The 20,460-nt window shown below is 74.1% G+C and carries 15 protein-coding genes; 7 read left to right on the top strand and 8 right to left on the bottom strand.

The features are described from left to right. Nucleotides 1–2 precede the first annotated feature (2 nt). The 3 genes from ACIBFB_RS08870 (at nucleotide 3) to ACIBFB_RS08860 (ending at nucleotide 2,742) form a co-directional block, all read left to right on the top strand. Nucleotides 3–512 carry a pyridoxamine 5'-phosphate oxidase family protein gene (locus ACIBFB_RS08870; protein ID WP_397227897.1) on the top strand — a complete coding sequence of 170 codons (510 nt, stop codon included), beginning with the start codon at nucleotides 3–5 and terminating at the stop codon, nucleotides 510–512. Between the two features lie 168 nt (nucleotides 513–680). Next, the gene (locus ACIBFB_RS08865; RefSeq protein WP_397227895.1) at nucleotides 681–1,721 is read left to right on the top strand and encodes a hypothetical protein; all 1,041 of its coding nucleotides are present in this window, start codon (nucleotides 681–683) and stop codon (nucleotides 1,719–1,721) included. 91 nt (nucleotides 1,722–1,812) lie between these two features. After that, the gene (locus ACIBFB_RS08860; protein WP_397227893.1) at nucleotides 1,813–2,742 is read left to right on the top strand and encodes a ketopantoate reductase family protein; all 930 of its coding nucleotides are present in this window, start codon (nucleotides 1,813–1,815) and stop codon (nucleotides 2,740–2,742) included. 3 nt (nucleotides 2,743–2,745) lie between these two features. Here the strand turns inward: ACIBFB_RS08860 and ACIBFB_RS08855 are convergent, their stop codons facing one another. Beyond that, nucleotides 2,746–3,972 (bottom strand): sulfotransferase family protein, encoded by a 1,227-nt coding sequence (locus tag ACIBFB_RS08855; RefSeq protein WP_397227891.1) that lies wholly within the window; start codon nucleotides 3,970–3,972, stop codon nucleotides 2,746–2,748. 157 nt (nucleotides 3,973–4,129) lie between these two features. Here ACIBFB_RS08855 and ACIBFB_RS08850 point away from each other — a divergent pair, with 157 nt between their 5' ends. Together ACIBFB_RS08850 and ACIBFB_RS08845 are read left to right on the top strand one after the other, a co-directional pair. Continuing rightward, on the top strand, nucleotides 4,130–4,633 hold the full coding sequence (locus tag ACIBFB_RS08850) for a MarR family transcriptional regulator (protein WP_397227888.1): 504 nt from the start codon (nucleotides 4,130–4,132) through the stop codon (nucleotides 4,631–4,633). Continuing rightward, entirely contained in the window at nucleotides 4,557–7,013 is a 2,457-nt protein-coding gene (locus tag ACIBFB_RS08845) for a PEP/pyruvate-binding domain-containing protein (protein ID WP_397227886.1), read from the top strand. Before ACIBFB_RS08850 ends, ACIBFB_RS08845 begins: the two co-directional genes overlap by 77 nt. 71 nt (nucleotides 7,014–7,084) lie before the next feature. On the opposite strand, the gene ACIBFB_RS08840 is transcribed toward ACIBFB_RS08845, so the two are convergent. Continuing rightward, entirely contained in the window at nucleotides 7,085–8,137 is a 1,053-nt protein-coding gene (locus ACIBFB_RS08840) for a DUF2293 domain-containing protein (protein ID WP_397227884.1), read from the bottom strand. Between the two features lie 299 nt (nucleotides 8,138–8,436). Here ACIBFB_RS08840 and ACIBFB_RS08835 point away from each other — a divergent pair, with 299 nt between their 5' ends. Together ACIBFB_RS08835 and ACIBFB_RS08830 are read left to right on the top strand one after the other, a co-directional pair. Then, complete coding sequence (locus ACIBFB_RS08835) at nucleotides 8,437–8,538, top strand: cittilin family RiPP precursor (protein WP_358564091.1); 102 nt, start codon at nucleotides 8,437–8,439, stop codon at nucleotides 8,536–8,538. Between the two features lie 81 nt (nucleotides 8,539–8,619). Then, a complete protein-coding gene (locus ACIBFB_RS08830; protein WP_397227881.1) occupies nucleotides 8,620–9,915 on the top strand; it encodes a cytochrome P450 in 1,296 nt (431 codons plus the stop codon). A 39-nt stretch (nucleotides 9,916–9,954) separates the two neighbouring features. Here ACIBFB_RS08830 and ACIBFB_RS08825 read toward each other — a convergent pair whose 3' ends face one another. The 6 genes from ACIBFB_RS08825 to ACIBFB_RS08800 all read right to left on the bottom strand — a co-directional run bounded on the left by ACIBFB_RS08825 (nucleotide 9,955) and on the right by ACIBFB_RS08800 (nucleotide 20,460). Next, nucleotides 9,955–10,788, bottom strand: a complete 834-nt coding sequence (locus tag ACIBFB_RS08825; protein ID WP_397227879.1) for a methyltransferase domain-containing protein — start codon at nucleotides 10,786–10,788, stop codon at nucleotides 9,955–9,957. 96 nt (nucleotides 10,789–10,884) lie between these two features. Continuing rightward, nucleotides 10,885–12,906 (bottom strand): PhoX family protein, encoded by a 2,022-nt coding sequence (locus tag ACIBFB_RS08820; RefSeq protein WP_397227877.1) that lies wholly within the window; start codon nucleotides 12,904–12,906, stop codon nucleotides 10,885–10,887. Between the two features lie 320 nt (nucleotides 12,907–13,226). Further along, nucleotides 13,227–16,154 carry an FAD-binding and (Fe-S)-binding domain-containing protein gene (locus tag ACIBFB_RS08815; RefSeq protein WP_397227875.1) on the bottom strand — a complete coding sequence of 976 codons (2,928 nt, stop codon included), beginning with the start codon at nucleotides 16,152–16,154 and terminating at the stop codon, nucleotides 13,227–13,229. A gap of 39 nt (nucleotides 16,155–16,193) precedes the next feature. After that, nucleotides 16,194–17,726: a sodium-dependent transporter gene (locus ACIBFB_RS08810; protein ID WP_397227873.1), complete on the bottom strand. Its 1,533-nt coding sequence runs from the start codon at nucleotides 17,724–17,726 to the stop codon at nucleotides 16,194–16,196. Between the two features lie 44 nt (nucleotides 17,727–17,770). Beyond that, nucleotides 17,771–18,922, bottom strand: coding sequence for a Glu/Leu/Phe/Val dehydrogenase (locus tag ACIBFB_RS08805; RefSeq protein ID WP_397227871.1), 1,152 nt, complete (start codon nucleotides 18,920–18,922; stop codon nucleotides 17,771–17,773). Then, nucleotides 18,919–20,460 (bottom strand): aldehyde dehydrogenase family protein, encoded by a 1,542-nt coding sequence (locus ACIBFB_RS08800; protein ID WP_397227869.1) that lies wholly within the window; start codon nucleotides 20,458–20,460, stop codon nucleotides 18,919–18,921. The genes ACIBFB_RS08805 and ACIBFB_RS08800 overlap by 4 nt, the downstream gene beginning before the upstream one ends.

The following is a 20,460-nucleotide window of genomic DNA, read 5'->3' as shown; positions in this document are numbered from 1 at the left end:
CCGTGACACCCCAGACCCCCCGCGCCGAGGCCCTGACGGGCGGCGCGCCCGGATCGTGGGCCGAGACCCTGCCCCTGCTGGAGAGCCACACCGGCACCTACTGGCTGTCGGTGCCCCGCGCCGACCACCGCCCGCACACCCGGCCGGTGCTCGCGGTGTGGGTGTCCGGACAGCCGTGGTTCGCCTCGGGCGAGGGCACGGTCAAGGCGGGGCTGCTGTCGGCCGCACCCCACGTGAGTCTGGCCTTCCAGGCGGGCGGCATGGACCTGGTGGTGGAGGGGTCGGCCCAGCGGGTGGCCGACCGCGACCGCGTGCGCCGCGTCGCGCGCGCCTACGCCGAGCGGTACGGCTGGGCTCCGGAGGCCGGCGACGGAACGCTGACCGGGGCCGAGGGGGCGCCGACCGCGGGTCCTCCGCCGTACGCGGTGTACACCGTGGTGCCGACGACGGTCTACGCCTTCCCCTCCGACGACGCGCCGCACGGCCCCACCCGGTGGCGGTTCGACCCCTGAGCGTCCGGGAAATCCGTTTCCGCGCTGTCGGTCGCCCCTGCTACCGTCGGCGCCCGACGGGCCGTGGGACTCAGGCCGCGACTTCCGAGAACTGCTCTGCAAGCATCATTCACGCCGTTCGCGCCGCAACTCCCCGGCCCGTCCCCCCGTCAGTCCCCTGGAGCCTCCGTGACCGGCACCTACGCCGACCTGCTCGCCTGCGAGGACCTGCTCCTCTTCGCCGGTGCGGCCATGTCCTCCTCCGGGCAGCACGAGTTCCACCCAGCGGCGGGGCGGCAGCGGCTGTCCCTGGACTTCCTGCACGCGTACGTCCACCAGACGCTCCCCGACCTGTACCCGGCCACCCTGGCGCTGCACGTCAACGACCACAACGCGGCGCTGGTCATCGCCAACCTGCTCGCCCGCCCCCGGCCGGACGCCCCCGCGCACGAGCGCGCACGGGAGAACGCGCTCATCCGCCGCCGCCTGGCGCTCATGCCGCCCCAGCGCGTCTACAGGCTGTTCGCGCGGTTGGCCGCGCGGCGCGTCAACAACCGCCGCACCCGCGCGACGATGCGCGCGTGGATCGGTGCGCGGCCCGACCTGGCCCTGGACGCGCTGAAGTACCGCTCCGGGCTGCGCACGGCCACCCGCCACGCACGCGTGCGCCTGCCGGAGGAGGTCGCGCACTTCCTGTTCTCGCGGCCCGTCGCGCGCCGCCGCCACCCCTACGCCTCGCCCCTGCTGCGCGCCCACAGCAGAGCCCCCCGCTCGGTCCGCGACCTGGCCGACCTGCGCCGTGCGGTCGAGGCGAGCCGGGCCGCCTCGGTCCGGGGCCACGACGAGCTCATGCTCCCGTCGCTGACCGGCGGCGCCTACGCGTTCGAGCACCTGTACACGAGAGCGGGGTTCACGCTCAGCCGGTTCCTGCCCTCGTTCCGGGGCGACCGCGACCACCACATCGGCGAGGTGGTCACCGCCGAGGACGGCCGCGTCGCCTACCTCAAGACGTTCCGCCTCTCCCACTCCCAGGTGCGCCGCGGCAGTCTGCTCAGGGCACTGGACGGGGCCGACTGGTCGCTGGAGGACACGGCGCGGGCGCTGGGCACGGACCGCTCGGGGCTCGTCACCCGGATGGAACGCGCGGACCTGGCCCACCTGCTCAACGGGGCCCTGCTCGACCGGCACCGGGCCGAGCGCGGGCGCCGGGTGGGCCGGTACACGCCCTGAACGTCCCCCGGTGCGGTGGGGATCTCCCTTGCGGGGAGACGTCCCGTCGTCATACGTTGTGCGGCGCTGGCCGACGAAGGGTGGGAGAACCATGCGGATTCTGGTCGTGGGCGCGGGTGCGCTCGGAGGCTATTTCGGCGCGTGCCTGGCGCGCGCGGGTCGCGACGTCGACTTCCTCGTCCGTCCCGCGCGCGCCGAGCTGCTGCGCGCACGCGGCCTGCGCGTCCGCGACCTGGACGGCGGTGTGGAGAGCACGCCGGTGTCCGTGGTCACCGCCGACCGGCTCGGCGCGGACTACGACCTCGTGCTGCTGGCGGTGAAGTCCTACGGCCTGGAGGCCGCGATCAAGGACCTGTCCCCCGCCGTGGGCCCGCGCACCGCGGTCGTGCCCTTCCTCAACGGCATGCGCCACGTCGACGCCCTGGTCGAGCGGTTCGGCGCCGACCGCGTGTACGGCGGGGTCGGGCTGGTGCAGACGCGCCTGGGCGCGGAGGGCGAGGTCGAGCGGGTCGGCGACCTGGCCGAACTGGTCTACGGGCCGCTCTCCGACACCCCAGTCCAACCCCTGGAACGTGTGCACGCGGCCCTGGACGGCGCCGGGTTCGCCGCGACACCCGCCCCCGCGATCCGGCAGCGCATGTGGGAGAAGTGGGTCTTCCTGGCCACCCTGGGCGCCTGCACCTGCCTCATGCGCGGCACGATCGGCCCGGTCAACCGCGCGCCCGGCGGCGCGGAGTTCACCTCCGCGATGACCGACGAGGCCGTCGCGATCGCCACCGCGTCGGGGTTCCCGCCGGGCGAGGAGTTCCTGCGCTGGGCCCGGTCCGTCATCTCCGACACCACCGCCGCCAACAGCACCACGCTGTACTGGGACCTGACGCACGGCAACCCGGTGGAGGCCGACCACATCATCGGCGACCTGGTCCACCGCGCCCGCGACCTGGGCGTGCCCGCTCCCCTGTTCTCCCTGGCACGCACACACCTGAGCGTGTACGCCGCCGCCCTCGCAGCGGACGCCTGAGGCTCAGCCGCGCGCGGCCCCGGCCCCCACCGGGTCGGGCCCGAACGCGGCGCGCACCCGGTCGGGGGCGAGCCCGTAGCGGTCGAGGCCGTACCGGTGCCCGCCCGGGTCCTTCCTGCGGTCGCGCCGGGTGTAGGCGAGCGCCCGCGCGCGGGACTCGGCGTCGAAGTCCTCGCCCATCCGCCGCCAGAGCCGTTCGGCCGTCCCGACCGGGTCGGCGGTCAGCTCGCCGTAGGGCATGTCGAGGAAGCGTCCGGGGTCGTGCGCGCGGCGGAGCGCCCTGGCCCGCTCCGCGCCACGCGACCAGATCTCCAGCCATTCCCGGCCGATCCACCGCGGGTCCACGTCGGCGCAGTGCACGCTCATCCCGGCCTCGGCCAGGCTGCCCCACGACGCCATCGCGCGCGCCGGGTCCCGGTCGGTCAGCACCACGGTGGCGTCGGGGAAGACCGTGAGCAGGGCCTCCAGCGTCAGCAGGTGGAACGGCGACTTGAGCACCCAGCGCCGCCGCGGCCTCTTCCACTGCAGAGCCTGGAGCTGCCGCCTGAGGTGGAGGTAGTCGGGCACGGCGTCGCGACGTTCGAACCACGCCCGGTAGCCGGGGACCGGCGCGCGCACGTGGTGGCTCAAGCCGTGCGGGAGGGCGAAGACGCACTCCTCCGGCTCGAGCGGGTGCATCGGGTGGATGGTCTGGAAGCCGGGGATCATCGCGTCCATGGACCGGACCAGGGTGCGCGCCCTGGCCAGGCGCTCGCGTCGGCTCAGGGTGCGCTCCCCCGGCCGACCGGTGTCGGGGACGGGGCTCCACAGCTCCCAGAGCTGCGGGGCGCGCACGTCCGCGTGCTGGGCGAGGAGGCCGTGTCCGAAGGTGGTGCCGGTCCTGGGCAGGCCCGTGATGACCACCGGCCGGTCGATCGGCTCCTCGGCGACCTCCGGGTGGACGTCGAGCAGGTGGAGAACGCGCAGGCGGGTCTCCAGCCGCCGGACGATCTCGGCCTGGACGCTGATCCGGCCGATCGGGGTGAGGTCGGGCACCGCGTGCCAGGCCTCGTGCAGGACGCGCAGGTCGGAGAGGAAGGGCTCGTCGGGCAGCCAGGGCAGTCCGCTGCGCCGGGAGGCGGCGCGCATCGCGGCGTCGAAGGACCGTTCGGGGGAGCGTGGCGGTCTCCCGGCCGCCGGGGCGATCAGGGTGTTGACCGGATGCACCCACCACTGGGGGCGAACGTTCACGGGGGTCCTTCCACGCTCGGATCGGACGGGGCACCACGATTCGACCATGCCGGAACAGGCGTCGCAAAGGGCGTGTTCAGGCGGTCGCCCATCCCTGGACGGGCTCTGGGCGGGGGCGTATATTAGTTGCTCATCAGCAGCTACTGCGTTGAGGCACATGAACGACCACGAACGTCTGATGCGCGTCCTCGGGGAGATGCGGCGCGACCTGCTCCCGACCACTCTCCGGGTGAGCGAGGACGATGACCTGCGGATCGTGCACCTGGCCCTGCTCCAGGTGCTGCAACGCCGCGACGGGCCGACCGTCAAGGAGCTGGCCGCGCTCATCGGCCGCTCGGAGTCGCGCACCAGCCGACTGGTCGACCAGCTCGTCCGCCGGGCCCTCGTCGAACGCCGCGAGGACGCCGACGACCGTCGGGTGCGGCGTGTCCGGATCAGCGACGACGGCCACGCCGTCCTGCGCCGGATCGACGCCGTCCGTGCCGGAACCCAGCTGGAGCTGCTCGACCACCTGGACGACGACGAGCGCGCGGCGGTGCTCCACGCGATGGAGCTGTTCGCCAAGGCCGCGAGGAGGTTTCGGGATGAACGTGATCGGACTGGACCGGATCGACGCGGGGATGATCGGGACGGTGGGCGGCAAGGCCGCCGGTCTCGGTGAGATGATCGCGTCGGGCGAGCGGGTGCCGCCGGGCTTCTGCCTGACCACCGCCGCGCACGCCTCCGGGACGGTTCCCGCCGACGAGCTCACCGCCGCCTACGGGCGGCTGGGCGGCGGACCGGTCGCCGTGCGCTCCAGCGCCACGGCCGAGGACCTGCCCGACGCCAGTTTCGCCGGGCAGCAGGACACCGTGCTCGACGTGCGCGGAACCGACGCCCTGGTCGAGGCCGTGCGCCGGTGCTGGGCGTCGCTGGACTCCGAACGCGCGGTGGCCTACCGGGAGGCCGCCGGAATCGACCGCGCGGACACGCGCATGGCGGTCGTCGTGCAGCGCATGGTCGACGCGACGGTCGCGGGGGTCCTGTTCACCGCCGACCCGCTCACCGGCAGCCGGTCCCGGATGGTCGTGGACGCCGCCCCCGGGCTGGGCACGGCCGTGGTGGACGGAAGCGTCACCCCCGACCACCACGTCCTGGTGGAGGGCGAACCGGCCGCCGCGATCGAGGGCGGGTGCCTGACCGCGGCGCGGCTGGAGGAGCTGCGCGCGGCGGGCAGGCGGTTGGCCGGGCACTTCGGCTCCCCGCAGGACGTGGAGTGGGCCTACGACGCCGACGGCGTCCTGTGGCTGCTCCAGTCCCGACCGATCACCACCCTCTTCCCCCTGCCCCCGGACACCGGGAAGCCGGGCCCGCGCCTGTACATGGAGGCCGGGCACATGCAGGGCATGCTCCGGCCGTTCACCCCCATGGGCATGGACCGCCTGACGCACATCTGGGTGAAGTGGTGTTCGTTCCACGGCATCGACGTCGACACGCGCGAGGGGGCTTCGGTCCTCACACCCGTCGGGGGGCGCCTGTACCTGGACCTCACCGACTTCATGCGCAGCGCGCCGGTGCGCGGACGGCTCCCCCAGGCGATGGAGATCTACGGGCCGCAGGTCAAACGCGCGATCGAACACCTCCTCGACGACCCGCGGTTCGCCCCGCGCCCCGGCCTGCCCTTCGCCCCGGGCCCCGCCCTGAGGTTCGGCGCGCGCATCCTGCCGACCGCCGCAGCGCACATCGCCGCGACGATCGCCCGTCCGGACAGGGCCAGGGCCAGGGTGGACCGCGCGCTCCACGCCTTCCGGAACCAGCCCCGCCCCGGCCCGGAGGCCACCGCCGCCGAGCGGCTCGACTTCGTCGGCGAGGACGCCTACGCCCCCATCTTGGGCGCCCCCATGCTGGCGGTGACCTGGCCGACCTTCGCCGGGATCATCCTCGGCACGCTCCCCTCGGCCCTCCTCCACGGTGTGGCCACCGAGGACGAACTCGACGCCGTCCTCGGCGGGATGCCGCACAACGTCACCACGGAGATGGACCTGGCCCTGTGGCGGGTGGCCGGGAACGCGCGGGAGCACCGCGCGCTCTTCCTGGAGACCGACCCGGTCGAGCTCACCGGCATGTACCGCCGGGGCGCACTGCCCGACATCGGGCTGGCTGACTTCCTGGACGTGTACGGCCACCGCGCCGCGGCCGAAGTCGACATCGGCACGCCGCGCTGGGCGGAGGACCCCTCCCCGCTGTTCGCCACCATCGCCAACTACCTGCGGGTCGAGGACCCCGAGCAGGCTCCCGACCGCAGGTTCGACAGGGCGGCGCTGCGGGCCCGCAGGACGATCGGCCAGCTGTCGCTGCGCGGACGCGCCAGGCGCCCGGTCCGCGGGCGGATCGCCTCCTTCGCCATGCGCCGCTCGCGCGAGCTCACCGGATCGCGCGAGCTCGCCAAGTTCTCCTGGCTGATCCCGTTCGCCGAGATGCGTCGCCAGCTCCTGCTCATCGGCGGGGACCTCGTCCGCAGGGGCCTGTTGGAGCGGGCCGACGACGTCGTGTTCCTGAAGCTGGACGAGGTGCGCACGGCCGTGCACGACGGGGCGGACCACCGTTCCGCCGTCACCGCGCGCCGCGCCGTCCACGACCGGGAGGTGCGCCGACCCCGTGTTCCGGCCCTGCTGATGTCCGACGGCACCGACGTGGAGGCGGTCCTGCCGCGCCCGGAGGCCGAGGAGGGGACGCTGCCGGGGATGCCCGCGGCCGCGGGTCGGACCACCGGGCGCGCACGGGTGGTCCGCGACCCGACCGGCGCGCACATCGAGCCCGGGGAGATCCTGGTCGCGCCGACCACGGACCCCGGGTGGACGCCGCTGTTCATGACGGCGGCCGGGCTGGTGACCGAGACCGGCTCGCCGGTCGCGCACGGTCCCACGGTGGCGCGCGAGTACGGAATCCCCGCCGTGATCTGCGTGCGCGACGCCACGCGCGAGATCCGGACCGGTCAGGTGATCACGGTCGACGGCACGGCGGGCACGGTCACGGTCGAGTCGGAGGGGTCCGAAGAGTAGACCGCACCGCCCGGGGCGGTGATCGTTCGCCGCCGCGCGGTGGGGCACGAACGGCGACCGGCCCCGGACGGTCAGGCCCACCCGGCCAGGACGCGGTCGATGCCGTCGGCGATCCGGGCCCTGGCCTCCTCCCGGGGCACCCCCTCCATGAGCAGCCGGTCGTAGGGCGTGTCCTCGTGCCGGACGGAGGCCACGACCGCGCGGCGCACCGCCCCGGGGTCGAGGTCGCGCCCGGCGGCGGAGCGCCCCACCCGACCGCTGCCGCGTGCCCCCGCGTGCTCGGCGATGCGCCGGGAGCGGTCGTGGGGGCAGCCGGGGAAGAGCCGGGTGATCTCGGCCGCGAAGCGCTCCTGGAAGACCACGTCCCGGGCGGCCCTGCGCACGGCGTCGCGTTCGCGGCGGCGGGCGCGGGCGTCGTCGTCGGCCAGGCACTGCTCCTCGGCCGTGGCCAGGGCGCGCTCCTCGACGAGCAGGCCCAGGCGGCGGAAGCGGCGGCGCGAGGGCACCCAGCGCACCACCACCGCCGAGAGCACGCTCTCCTTCCTCGCGCGGCGCGTCAGGGTGGCGTCTCCGGCGGGCAGGAACTCCAGATGGTCCAGGTCCACGCAGGTCAGGCAGTGCGGCGCGCCGTCCTCGACCAGCTTCGGTCCCTCGTCGGCCAGTCCGCAGGAGGCGCACTCCCACGGCCCCTCCGCCTCCTGGACCTCCAGGTCGGGGGCCTTCGTACGACGCCGCTCCTCCCTGCCCCGCTGGGCGGCGGTCGCGGTCGGGGAGACCCAGTGGCCGCGGAACCCGCGTTCGTCGTCCGGGGCGGCGTCGGAGGTGAAGCGCAGTTCCCTGCGGTCGCGCGCCGCGGCCAGGTACTCGCCTTCGCGCCGTTCTATACCGCGCTCCCCCGCCCAGGCGGTGAGCAGTCCGATCGCGGCGCGCTGGGTGTCCAGCGGCGCCTGGACCAGCTCCTGGAGCGCGTCGACCCGGCCCTGGCGCCAGGTGTCCACCGCCCGGTCGGTGACCCAGCCCAGCGCGGTGAAGGTGTCCAGGACCGACACCGCTCCGCGCCGCGCGACGGCCGCGTCGGCGGCCGCCGTCACCCGGCGCCCCAGCCTGGTCCCCAGATCGGCCACGTCCGTCCGTCCCTCCGTGCTCGTCCGTCCCGGCGGACCCACCCTAGCGCCGCCCTCCGCCCTGGACGCAGGGCCCTAACGGCCCGGGCCGTGTGAACACGGTGTCACCTCTGACTCCGATATTCCGAACAGTCGGCCACCAGTGGCGGGACGGCGCAATTCAGACCGGGCGTACGCCCCCTGCCGCCACGTCCACACCACCGCGGCGACAGATGCGCCTCACCCCTCGGACAGTTGTTCGCCAGAGCGGCGCTCGGTAGATTCCGCCGTTATCCGGCCCCGCTCGGGTCCGGAACCGCGTGGAAGGGACCCGCCCTGTGAAGAGAGTCGCCTACCGCATCGCCGCCAGGCTCGGCCTCGTCGACGACCAGCGCCTGACCGCCCCCTACATCTACTACTAGGCCCGACGCCTTGGCGAATCGGACTCCGGGACCCGTGCCGCCGCCGCGGCGCGGGTCCGCCCCGCGGCGGAGGCGCACGCCGTGACCGCCTCCCCGACCGCTCCGGGGCGCACTCCTCCCGGCCCGCACGACGGGCGCGGCACCGCCAACGTCGCCGACTACGCCCTCGACCCGCTCGGCTTCCTCACCCGCGCGGCGCGCGAGCACGGCGACGTGGTCGCGCTCACCCCCTCGAACGTCCTGCTCGCCCACCCCGACGACATCGGCCGCGTCCTCGTCGACCGGGGCGAGACCGTCGTCAAGCTCCGGCCGGGCGCCCGGCGTCGGGGCGGGACGGGCTTCCCGCTCGCCACGATGAACAGTGAGGGCGCCGACTGGGAGCGCAAGCGCGCCCGGCTGCGGCCGGCGTTCCGCAGCGGGCGGCTGGGCGATCTGGAGGCGGCGGCGCGCGAGGCGGTCGCGCGTCTGGCCGACACCTGGCGCGACGGTCAGGAGATCGACGTGCACGAGGCGATGTCCGACCTGGCCATGCGGGTCGGCGCCGAGCACGTCGCCGGGAGGGAGCTGGGTGCGCGCGGGCGGGCCCTGTCCGACGCGGTGGGGGCGATCATGCGGCTGACCTCGGCCCCGCGCCTGCCCCGCTGGGTGCCGACCCCGGTCAACCTGGAGCTGCGCCGATCGCTGCGGGCGTTGGACGGAGTGCTGGCGGAGCTGGTCGACGGGCACCGTCCCGACGGCGGGGCCACGGCGCTGGGCCGGTTGTTGGAAGCCGATCCCCCAGCGCCGTTCCCGGAGGTCCGCGACGAACTGGCGACACTGCTGATGTCGGGATACGAGACCACCGCCGACGCTCTGACCTGGCTGTTCTTCGCCCTGGGCGGGGACGCCGAGGCGGATGGCCGGGTGGCCGAGGGCGGGCGCCCCGGCGGAGAGGGGACGGGCTTCGCCGGGGCGGCCGCCAAGGAGGCGATGCGGCTGTACCCGCCCGCGTGGGTGATCAGCCGGGAGGCCGTGCGCCCCTTCGAGGCGGGCGGTTACACGCTGCCCGCCGGGACGGTGCTGGGACTGAGCCAGTGGGTGACCCACCGGGACGAGCGGTGGTTCGCCGAACCCGCCGCCTTCCGGCCGCGGCGCTGGCTGGACGGCGGTGGTCCCGCCCACCGCTACGCGTACTTCCCGTTCGGCGGGGGTCAGCGCGGGTGCGTCGGGGCCGCGATGGCCCTGCGCGAGATCGAGGTGATCGCCTCGGCGCTGCGGGCGCGCGTCCGCCTGGAGCTGGTGGGGGCGGAGCGGGTCCGGCCCCGCCCGGCGCTCGCGCTCCAGCCGGTGGGCGTCCGGGCGGTCGTGCGCAGGGACCGCCCGGTCCCGGTGCCGTGAGCGCGGGCGGGCCGGGACGGCCGCCACCCGCCAGGCCGACTACGAGACGAGCGCCTCCTCGGTCGGCTTCGCAGCGCTGACCAGGAAGAACGGGACGGCGACGAACAGCCGTCCGCGTTCGGCGCGGTCCTGCTGGTCGACCGTCCACTCCTCGGCCCGCTCCTCGCTGATCGCCCCGGCGGCCGCGGCGGCCCGGGCCATGCCGAGCAGCATCCCGAGGACGTCGCTCTCGGTGAAGGCCACTACGCGGCCCTCGACGCCCACCCGCTCGAACCCGGCGTCCAGCAGCAGCGCCCGCTGGCTCCGGGGCGCGCGCGGTGCGGGCAGGGCGTCGGCGCTGGCGCGGACGATCGCGCGCGTGGTGCCGGGGTGGTCGGAGTCGATGACGTAGGCGTCCCAGTCCTGTCCCGCCAGGACCAGGCGGCCGCCCGGAGCGAGCACCCGGTGGGCCTCGGCCAGGGCGCGGGCGGGGTCGTCGAGGACGTGGTAGACCTTGTCCGCCCGGTAGCGGTGCACGGAGCCGTCAGGGAAGGGCAGCTCGTAGGCGCCCGCCTCACGCAGGTCCAGGTCGGGGCGGCGGGCGCGGGCGCGGGCGAGCATGTTCCGGTCCGGGTCGACCCCGACCGCCGCCAGCCCGAGGTCGGCGAGCTCGGCGACCGCGAGGCCGGACCCGCACCCGACGTCGACCGCGCGGACGCCGGGCACGATGTCGAGCAGCTCCGTGATCCGGGCGCGCAGGGCCCGGGCGTCGGGACGCTGGTCGAAGAGGTCGAGGCGGGCGAGGAGCCGGTCGGTCGCCTCGGCGGAGTCGGAGACGGGGGCGGCGTCGACGGGGGCGGCGCCCCCGTCGGGGACTGAGGGGTAGGTGGCCATGGACCATTCTGCGGACAGGGCGGAGACGGTTGTCAACACCGGGAACGCGGGCGGGCCCGGCCACCGGGCGTGCGGTGGCCGGACCCGTGACCGGGACTACCTGCCGACGTCGTGGCGGCGGGAGTGCCAGATGCACACGACCGACGGGCGCGGGAAGTCGCCGTCGGGCCAGGTGCTGGTGGGCGCTTCGAAGGTGCCGTCGTCACCGGGGTGCTGCGGCGCCAGGAAGACGGTCTTGTTGTCCGGGGTGACGAACGGACCGCAGGCCTCGGCGCTCACCGGGACGGTGGCGAAGGTCTTGAGCTCGCCGCGGAAGCGTCCCTCGACGGGCACCACGTGCAGGGCGTCGTTGTGGCCCAGGCTGCCGGGCTGGCCGTCCGTGGAGATCCACAGGTTGCCCTGGGCGTCGAAGGCGAGGTTGTCCGGGGCGGAGATCGGCATGACCTTGGACTTGTCGAAGCCCGCGAAGTAGGTGTCGTCGTCCTCGGGGTCGCCGCAGATGATGGGGACGTTCCAGGTGAAGGAGGTCGCCCCGGCGTCGTCGTAGGCCTCGACGATCTCCAGGATGTGGCCGTAGCGGTTGGGGCCGCGCGGGTTGGGCTCGTCTGCCTGGCCGGGCTCGCGGGCGGAGTTGTTGGTCAGCGCGCAGTAGACCTTGCCGGTGACCGGGCTGGCCTCGAAGTCCTCGGGCCGGTCCATCTTGGTCGCGCCCGCGGCGTCGGCGGCCAGGCGGGTGTACACGAGCACCTCGGCGACGCTGAACCCGTCGACGAAGCTCTCGGTGGCGTTGCACAGCGGGATCCACGCGCCGGTGCCGTCGAACTCGCCGTCGGAGGGCAGTGCCCCGGAGCCGTCGATCTCCTCGGCGGGGCTGTTGCCCTCCAGGCGCGCCACGTACAGCGTGCCCGAGTCGAGGAGGGTGAGGTTGCGGCGGCGGGAGCCCTCGACGTAGCGGCCGTCGCTGACGAACTTGTACATGTAGTCGAAGCGCTCGTCGTCGCCCATGTAGACGGCGACGCGCCCGTCCTCGGTCAGGCGGGTGTTGGCGCCCTCGTGCTTGAAGCGGCCGAGCATGGTGCGCTTGACGGGGGCGGACTCCGGGTCGAGCGGGTCGATCTCGACGACGTACCCGAACCGGTTGGCCTCGTTGGGGTGCTGGGACAGGTCGAAGCGCTCGTCGACCCGGTCCCAGCGACGGTCGGACGCGCCGGTGGACAGCCCGTACCGGTTGGTCTCGCGGGTGCCCGGGGCGGAGTTGAAGTACTGGTTGAAGTTCTCCTCGGCGCTGAGGAAGGTGCCCCACGGCGTCATGCCGCCCGAGCAGTTGTTGAGCATGCCGAGGACCTCGGTGCCCGCCGGGTCGGCCTCGGTGCGCAGCAGTTCGTGCCCGGCGGCCGGGCCCGCGATGCGGAAGGGCGTGGTCGCGGTGACGCGCCGGTTGAAGGGGCGCTCGCCCCCGGCGAGCTTCCACTGACCGGTGCGGCCCACCCGCCGCAGTTCGATCAGGGAGCCGCCGTGCGCGGCCATGGCGATCCGGATGAGCTCGGGGTCGGCCTCGTCGCCGCCGGGGTACCCGGGGAACATGATGTCCTCGTTGGTGTACTCGTGGTTCACCCACAGGAGCGCGCGGTCGTCGTCGAGCTCGTGGAAGCCGACGTAGTCGCAGTTGTAGCCGAACTGCTGCGCCTGGGCCTCGGCCGACTGGTTGTGGACGTCGAACTCCGGCGCGCCGGGCACGACCGGCTCGCCCCAGCGGATGACGACGTGCTGCTCGTACCCGCGGGGGACGGTGATCTGGTCGTCGTTGTTGGGCAGCACGCTGCGGAACGTGGCACGGGGATTGCGCTTGGGGCGGCCCGGGCGCCGGTCGGCGTGGGCGGGGCTCAGGGCGGCGAATCCGAGGGCGCCGGCTCCGGCGGTGACCGCGCTGGTCCGGAGCGCGGCGCGGCGCGAGACCACGTTCTGGAAGATGTCGCCGAAGTAGGCGTTGTCGCTCGTGTTGGGGGCGGGGTGGAAGCAGGCGTCGCCACAGCGCAGTCTGCACGTGGCGCGGGAACGCCCGCCTCCGACCTGGCCGATCAACGGCAGCGTGCGGCGGCGGGGCGCGGACTCGGACACACGTTCTCCTCGGGATCGTGACTGCTCCTCCGAGCCGCACCGGGCGGGGAATCCGGTGGCCGACGCGGAGGACGGTGCTGGTCAACCGGTGGACGAGGCCACCGGCCGGTCTCGACCCTGTCCGAGATTCCACACGCCACGGTGAAACCAGGATGAACGCCCCTACAACACCCGCACATCCCTGTGTGGGCGGGACCCAGGGTGCCCGGGGCGTTCGCGATCGACACCGAACGTGATCCTCGCGCAACCGAACGTCCCGCGCCAGGCCCCCGGAGGCCGTGTTCTCCGCGCACCGTCCCGCCGCCTGTCCTCCGGGCTGGTCATCCGGGGGACGACGGCCGGGCCCGGCGGGCGCCCAGTTGGGCCTCGCGGACCAGTTCGGCCAGGTGCAGGGGGCGTCTCCCGGTCCCCTGCCGGATCTGGGTGTGGCAGCTGAAGCCGTCGGCCAGGACGCGCACGTCCTCCTCGGCCGCGCGGACGGCGGGCAGGAGCACGCGTTCCCCGGCGGCGACGGAGACCTCGTAGTGCCCCTTCTCGAACCCGAAGTTCCCGGCGAGGCCGCAGCAGCCGGAGTCGAGCCTGGTGTCGTCCGCGCCCATGCGGGCCAGCAGCCACGCGTCGGCCGTGTCGCCCATGACCGCGTGCTGGTGGCAGTGCGTCTGCCGCAGCGTGCTCACGGGAAGCTCCGGGGGAGCCCAGTCCGGCGCGAGTTCGCGGAGCGCCTCGGCGAACGTCCTCGTCATCCCCGCGAGCCGCTTCGCGTCGGGGTGGCCGGAGAGCAGGTCCGGCAGGTCCGTGCGCAGCGCGGCCGTGCAGCTCGGTTCGACTCCCACGACCGCGGACACCTCGTCGAGGTGAGGCGCTACCGCCCTCAGGGTGCGGCGCTGGACCCGGCGCGCCACGTCGAGTTGGCCCGTGGTGATCCAGGTGAGGCCGCAGCACTGGGTGCCCGGGGGCACGACCACGCGGAAGCCGACGTCCTCCAGGACCTCCGTGGCCGCGCGCAGCGGACCGGGGTTGAGGGCGTTGCCGAACGAGTCGGCCCAGAGCAGGACGGTGCCGCGCTCACCCGCGCCGGGCGCCGGGGAGCGCCCGCGGAACCAGGTCGAGAAGGACTCCGGGGCGAACGGGGGGATGGACCGCTCGGGGGCGATCCCGCCGAGGCGCTTGAGCGGGCCCGCGGCCGGGGATCCGGTCACCCGGTTCACCAGCCCGGCCACGGGGCGGGCCAGCCGGGCCCACAGGGGCAGCCATCCCATCGAGTAGTGCGAGGCCGGGCGCGGACGCCAGCGGTAGTGGTGGTGGAGGAACTCGGACTTGTAGGTGGCCATGTCCACCTGGGTGGGGCAGTCGTGGCTGCACCCCTTGCAGGACAGGCACAGGTCGAGTGCGTCGCGTACCTCGGTCGAGCGCCATCCGTCCTCGATGACGCCGCCGTTCAGCATCTCGTCGAGCACGCGCGCCCGCCCCCGGGTGGAGTCCTTCTCGTCGCGGGTGACCTGGTAGCTGGGGCACATCACTCCCGCGGAGTGCTTCGTCCGGCACTTGCCGACGCCGACGCACCTGCGCAGGGCGGCGGCCATGTCGCCGCCGTCGTCCCCGTAGGAGAACACCGGTGTGACGTCCAGCCTCGGACGCGGTCGGACGCGCAGGTCGGCGTCGACGGGTCGGGGCCGCACCACGACCCCGGGGTTGAGCCGGTCCTCCGGGTCGAAGACGGCCTTGAACTCGGCGAACGCCTCGATGATCGCGGGACCGTACATCAGTGGGAGGAACTCCCCGCGGGCCCGGCCGTCGCCGTGCTCCCCGGAGAACGAGCCCCCGTGGCGGACGACGAGCGCGCAGGCCTCCGTCACGAAGTCCCGGAACTCCCGCGCTCCCCCCTCGAAGGCGAAGGGGAAGTCGATACGCACGTGCAGGCACCCGTCGCCGAAGTGTCCGAAGACGACGCCGCGCCGACCGTGGCGCCGCATCAGGTCCTCGAACCCCTCCAGGTAGTCGGCCAGGTTCTCGGGAGGGACGGCGGCGTCCTCCCATCCGGGCCAGGCCTCCCCGCCGTCGGGCAGGCGGGTGGCGAGTCCCGCCCCGTCCTCCCGGATGCTCCACAACCGCCGCTGGGCCGTCGGCTCGGCCACGATCACCGCGTTCGCGGAACGCTCGCCGAACCGGTCCGCCAGGGACCGGGCCGCGGACTCGGCCTCCTCGGCCGTCCGCCCTCCGGTCTCGACGTAGAGCCAGCTCTTGCCGGGCGGGAGCCGTTCGATGGCGTCCAGGTGGCCCGTGCTCTTCCTTCGTGCCGCGTCGACGAGGGCGACGTCCATGCCCTCCACCGCCAGCGGTCGCTCCCGGAGGATCGCGGGGGTGGCCCGGGCCGCGGCGACCGCGTCGGGAAACCCCACCACGGTGAGGCGGCGGTGCGGTGGAAGGCGCACGAGTCGGACGGTCGCCGCCACGACGATCACGCAGGTGCCCTCGGTGCCCACCAGCGCCTTGGCGAGGTCGAAGCGGTTCTCGGGGAGGAGGCGGTGCAGCGGGTAGCCGGAGACCTGGCGGGGGAACCGCGCGAGCTCCCGTCGGATGTCGGCCAGATTCCGCTCCACGAGGGCGCGAAGCCGGGAGAGGATCCGGCCGCGTTCGCCGCCGGCGGCGACGGCGTCCTCGATCTCCTGTGGGGTGTGCCGGCCGACGGTCATCCGCGTCCCGTCGGCCAGCACGACGTCCAGTTCCAGGACGTTGTCGCTGGTGCGGCCCCAGGCGACCGAGTGGGAGCCGCAGGCGTCGTTGCCGATCATGCCGCCGAGGGTGCAGCGGCTGTGGGTGGAGGGATCGGGGCCGAAGGTCAGCCCGTGGGGAGCGGCCGCCGCCCGCAGGTCGTCGAGGACGACCCCCGGCTCCACCCGCGCCAGGCCGTTCTCGGGGTCCAGCTCCAGGATCCGGTCCATGTGCCGTGACAGGTCGAGGACGACCCCCTCGGTGACGGCGTTCCCCGCGACGCTGGTGCCGCCGCCGCGGGGTACCAGCGGCACCCCGTGGCGGTGGCACACCCGGACCGCGCGGACCACCTCGTCGGCCGTACGCGGGGTGACGACCCCCGCGGGGACCACCCGGTAGTTGGACGCGTCACCGGAGTACTGGGCGCGGCGTCCCGGTCCGAAGTCGACGGTCTCCTCGGCACCGGGACCGAGTTCCCGCCGCAGGTCGAGTTCGCACTGGTGGACGGCCTCGCTCTGGCTACCGCTGATCGGCATCTGTTGCCTCCGACTCCTGGGTGGTGACGGACCGCGTGTCTAGCGGTCGGACTCGGGTTCGGGCACGGATCCCGCTCGGGCCGCGGAGGCGTCGGTGGTCTCCCCGGGCTCGGGCGCGCCCGACATGGGACCGGCCTTGATCCTCCGGGCGAGGAAGCCGTTGAGCGCCAGCACGACGGCCAGCGCCAGCGCCCACTGGCCGAGCATGGTCGCCAGGCTGAACGGGTCGAACGGGTTCCACCAGGTGTCCGGGGCGTACACCGCGACCGACAGGTAGACCCAGAAGCCCAGCAGCACCGCGAGCAGGAGAGGGGCGCCGACGATGGACACCGTCCACCACGCGCGGACTCCGGAGGGAGCGGAGCCGAGGATCTCGGCACGGGCCCTGCCGAGCCCGTACCTGAGCATGGCGACGGCGACCATGATGCCGCTGACCAGCAGGCCGATGCCCCAGACGAAGTCCTGGTTGGCGAGGAAGTCGAGGTCGACCGCCGACGGGATCCCGGCCAGGGCCGACGCCGCCACGACGGACCCGACCGCGACCGGACGGCGCACGCCCATGTCCATCAGGTTGCGCGCGGCGAGTTCGACGAAGGCGATCAGCGAGGACAGCGCCGCCATGGCCAGGGCCAGGAAGAACAGCACGGAGAAGAACACCCCGCCCGACATCTCGGGGAACAGCCGCGCGAAGTAGATGAACGCCAGCCCCTCGTTGCCGCCCGCGACGGCCTCCTCGGCCGCCGCGGCCGAGCCCAGCGCGTACAGCGTGCCCAGCACCGCCACACCGGCGAAGAGCGACACGAGGTAGTTGCCGCCGGCCACGATCAGGGCGTTGCCGGCCGCGTTCTCGCTCCGCCGGGAGTAGACGGAGTAGGTCAGGTAGAGGCCGAAGCCCGCACCGGTGGAGAACGCGACCTGCGAGGCCGCCTCCAGCCAGACGCGCACGTCGAGGAAGTCGGTCCCGTCGACGGCGAACATGGTGGCGACGCCGTCCGCGGCGCCCGGCAGCATGAGCGCGCGGACCGCCAGGATCGCCATGATGACGAACAGCGCGGGCAGCGCGATCTTGAGCACGCTCTCGAAACCGCCCTTGAGGCCCCGGGCGACGATCACCCCGATCAGCGCGATCGCCAGGAGGTGGAAGCCGATGGTCTGCGCCGGGCTGGCGGTGAAGGAGTCCCAGGTCGCCTGGGTGTCCAGTGCGGGGTCGGCGAACGCGCCGGTGAGCGAGTGGACGAAGTACCGCAGGGCCCAGCCGCAGACGACCGAGTAGTAGAACGCGATGCCGAGGGTGACGAGGGTCATGAAGCCCCCCATCCACGCGAACCGCCGGCCCACGAAGTCGCGGAAGGCGCCGACGGTGCCCAAACGGCTCTTGGAGCCCATGAAGGACTCCGCCATGAGCAGCGGCACCGCCCACACCAGGTTGATGAGGACGCAGGCGATCACGAACGTGCCGCCGCCCCACTCGGCCGCGACACGGGGGAACCGCCAGATGTTGCCCGCGCCCACCGCCATGCCGATGGACGCCGCCAGGAAGGCGAACCTCGATCCGAATCTCTCAGTGCTCATTGCGAACCTCTTCGATGGTGAAGGGGGATGGGAGGTGCGGAGCCCTAGGCGGACCGGACGCGCCCGCTGAGTTCCATGGCGGCGCGCACGCGCCGCTCGGCGAGCCGTCGGGCCGCCGCGTGGGAGGTGAGCGCGTCGCGCGCGCTCTCGTCGAGGACCTGGGCCGTGTTGGCCCGCAACCGCTCCGACACCGCGGCGCGGATCGGGTCCGGCTCCACCGGGAAGACCGACGACCGCGCGTCCATGGCGTAGGCGGCGGCCACCACCCCGCCCGCGTTGGCGATGAAGTCCGGGACGACGCTGACGCCGCGCTCGGCCAGGATGGTCTGCGCCTTGGGCGTCAGCGCGAGGTTGGCGCCCTCGACGACGACCGACGCCGACAGCTCGCGGGCCGTGCCGACGTCGACCACGTCCTGTCTGGCCGCGGGGACGAGCACGTCCGCGGGCAGGGTGAGCTCCTCGCCGGTGCGGAGGAGTTCGGCCCCGTCGACGTGGTGGACCAGGGCGTCGCCCCACTCGTCCCTCGACCGGAGCAGGGCGGGCACGTCCAGGCCGTCGGGGGCGTGGACCGCGCCCTCGGCGGTCGAGACGGCGACGACCCGCGCCCCCAGCTCGTGCAGGCGCCCGGCCGCCGCGGCCCCCACGGCCCCGAACCCCTGGACCACGACGCGCGCGCCGCGCAGGTCCAGCCCGCGGTGCCGGACGGCCTCCTCGGCGGCCTCGGCCACTCCGTATCCGGTGACGCCCCACTGGTCGTAGGGCACGCCGCCGAGTTCGCGCGGGCTGCCGACCGCCGTGCGGCGGTCGCCCAACTCGTCCTGGACGACGGCCGCGTCGTGTTCGGTGAGCCCCATGTCGAGGCCGAACACGTACTCCTCGGGCACCTCGCTGGACAGGGCCCGCGCGAAGGCGCGCAGGGCCGCCTCCTTGTCGGCCGAGGCGGGGTCGAACCTGATGCCGGCCTTGGCGCCGCCGAGGAACACGTCGACGGCCGCCCACTTCCACGTCATGACCCGTGCCAGGCGCGCCACCTCGGTGATGGTCAGGGTCGGACTCATCCGGGTCCCGCCCTTGCCCATGCCGCGGGCGGTGTTGTCGATCACCAGGACGCCGCGCATGCCGGTGCGGGTGTCGGAGACGGTGACGATCTTCTCCGGCCCCCACGCGTCGGCGTGGGAGAAGTCGTCCAGCCTCATCCGAAGTTCACCCCCTGGGCCAGGGGGAGTTCGGTGGAGTAGTTGACGGTGTTGGTGGCGCGCCGCATGTAGCCCCGCCAGGCGTCCGACCCCGACTCGCGGCCGCCGCCGGTGGTCTTCTCGCCGCCGAACGCGCCGCCGATCTCGGCGCCGGAGGTGCCGATGTTGACGTTGGCGATGCCGCAGTCCGAGCCGGAGGAGGCGGTGAAGCGCTCGGCCTCCCGCTGGTCCGTGGTGAACACGCTCGACGACAGGCCCTGGGGTACGTCGTTGTGCAGGGCGACGGCCTCGTCGAAGGTCCGGTAGGTCAGGACGTAGAGGATCGGCGCGAACGTCTCCTGCTTGACGACCTCGGTCTGGGCGGGCATGCGCACGATGGCGGGTTCGACGTAGTAGGCGTCGGCCGCCGCGTCGGCCAGCCGCCGCCCTCCGCCCGCGACCACCTCGCCGCCGTCGGCGACGGCCCGCTCCAGCGCGGTGCCCATGGCCGCGTGGGCACGCTCGTCGACCAGCGGCCCGACGAGCGTGTCGGGGGAGAACGGGTCCCCGATGTCCAGGTTCGCGAACACACCGGCCACCCGGGTGACGACGTCGTCGGCGATGTCCTCGTGCACGATCAGACGGCGCAGGGTCGTGCACCGCTGCCCGGCGGTGCCCGCGGCGGAGAAGACGATGCCCCGGACGGCCAGTTCCAGGTCGGCCGAGGGGGTGACGATCGCGGCGTTGTTGCCGCCCAACTCGAGGATGGTCCGGCCGAACCGGGCCGCGACGCGGGGGGCGATCTCGCGGCCCATCCGCTCGGAGCCGGTCGCGCTCACCAGCGGCACGTCCGGGCTGTCCACCAGGGGCGCGGCGTCGGCGGGCCCGGCGAGCACCAGCCGGTGGACGCCTTCGGGGGCTCCGGTGTCGGCGACGGCCCGGTCGAGCAGCGCCGCCGAGGCCAGGGCGGTCAGCGGGGTGAGCTCGGAGGGCTTCCACACGACCGTGTCGCCGCACACCAGCGCCACCGCCGTGTTCCACGCCCACACGGCCACCGGGAAGTTGAAGGCCGAGATCACGCCGACCACCCCGAGCGGGTGCCAGGTCTCCAGCAGCTTGTGCCCCGGCCGCTCGGAGGCGAGAGTGCGCCCCTCCAGCTGCCGCGACATGCCCACGGCGAGGTCGCAGATGTCGATCATCTCCTGCACCTCGCCCAGTGCCTCGGAGCCGATCTTCCCGGCCTCGACGGTCACCAGGTCCGCCAGGTCCTGCTTGTGCTCGGCCAGCAGTTCTCCCAGGCGCTTGACCAGGGCGCCGCGCACCGGCGCGGGGGTGTCGCGCCACGCGGGGAAGGCCTCCCCGGCCTCGGTGATCGCGTCGCGTACGCGGTCCCGGGAGGCCCCGGCCACGGTGAACAGGGTGCCGCCGGTGATCGGGGAGCGGGCCGGAAGGGAGTGCGGGCCGGAGCCCTCGTAGTCGGAGGCGCCGCAGGCGCTCAGGGCCTTGCGGGCCCGTTCGGCCAATTCGTCGGTGGTGGTGAGGGCGGGGATGTCGGGCAT

The organism is Nocardiopsis sp. NPDC050513 (genome assembly GCF_044457925.1).
GTDB lineage: Bacteria > Actinomycetota > Actinomycetes > Streptosporangiales > Streptosporangiaceae > Nocardiopsis.
The sequence above is the reverse complement of the archived record's forward strand: the minus strand, read 5'-3'. Positions and strand labels throughout refer to the sequence as shown.